1 protein-coding gene is annotated in these 1356 nt (G+C 62.0%); it reads right to left on the reverse strand.

The window, feature by feature from the left end:
* Positions 1 to 40 precede the first annotated feature (40 nt).
* On the reverse strand, positions 41 to 1300 hold the full coding sequence (locus JMF90_RS37295; RefSeq protein WP_011544750.1) for an IS256 family transposase: 1260 nt from the start codon (positions 1298 to 1300) through the stop codon (positions 41 to 43).
* Between the last annotated feature and the right edge of the window lie 56 nt (positions 1301 to 1356).

Here is a 1356-nt window from a genome sequence, read left to right on the forward strand (position 1 = left end):
GGGAGGTATCCGGAATTCCGTGTGTGAGGCGGGTTGAGATTCAGACTCCAATGTTGAATCGTTCCGGGTAAAGCAGTGCGAACTGCGTCATCGCGCTCTTCCAATCGTGCCGGGAGCCAGTCCACTTGGCCACGACGTTGCGCAGCGCCAGCCAGATCAGTTTGAGCGCGGCCTCGTCCGACGGGAAGTGGCCGCGCGCCTTGATGATCTTCCGAAGCTGCATGTGCAGCGACTCGATCGCGTTGGTCGTATATACAATTTTCCGGATGTCAGGCGCGAAGGCGTAGAACGGAATCACCTGATCCCAGGCTCGGCGCCAGAGCGCGGCGATCGGAGGGTATTTCGCACCCCACGGGCTCGTATCGAACGCGTCCAGCGCCACGGCGGCCGCTTCGGCCGACGGTGCCCGATAGACCTCCTTGAGCGCCGCTGCGACCGATTTCCTGTCTTTCCAGCTGGCGAAGTCCAGTGAGTTCCGGATCAGATGCACGATGCAGGTCTGGACCGTCGTTTCCGGGAACACCGTGTTGATCGCTTCCGGGAAGCCCTTCAGGCCGTCGACCACGGCGATCAGGATATCCTGCACGCCGCGCAGCTTAAGGTCGTTCACTACCCTCAGCCAGAACTTGGCCCCCTCGGTCTGCTCGATCCAAAGGCCCAACACGTCGCGTGTGCCGTCGCGGCGCACGCCCAGCGCCAGGTAGATCGCTTTGTTGCGCACGACGCCTTCGTCGCGGATCTTGACTCGCAAGGCGTCGAAGAACACGACCGGGTACATCGGCTCGAGCGGCCGCTGCTGCCATTCGCGCACTTCGTCGATCACGGAATCGGTCACCGTACTGATGAAGTCCGGCGACACCTCGATGCCGTACATCTCCAGCAGGAAACCCTGAATCTCCCGCACGCTCATGCCGCGTGCGTACATCGCGATGATCTTGTCGTCAAAGCCGGTGAAGCGTCGCTCGCCCTTGGCGATCAGCACCGGATCGAAGGTGCCTTCGCGGTCGCGCGGAATCTCGACGTCGAGCAGGTCGTCGTCGGTCGTGATGCGCTTGCGGCTGGTGCCGTTGCGGTGGTTCGTGCGGCCTGCCGGCTTGGCATCGCCCTTCTCGTAGCCGAGGTGGTGGGTCAGTTCGCCGCCCAGCGCGCGTTCGAAGATTGCCTTCTTGAGCGCCGCAAGCTGCTCGTTGATCGTCGCCCGGTTCAGCGTCCCGGGCACCAGTTGCTTGATCAGCTCGGGGTCCAGGTTCAAGCCCTTGCCCGGTTCTATCGTCACTTCTTCCTTGCGTTTGCGTGGCATAACGTGGCTCCTTGGCCATCAGTTTATGCCTCACACACAAACATTCGGATAGGCTC

It is taken from the genome of Burkholderia sp. E168m23 (genome assembly GCF_016586125.1).
Lineage (GTDB): Bacteria > Pseudomonadota > Gammaproteobacteria > Burkholderiales > Burkholderiaceae > Burkholderia > Burkholderia orbicola.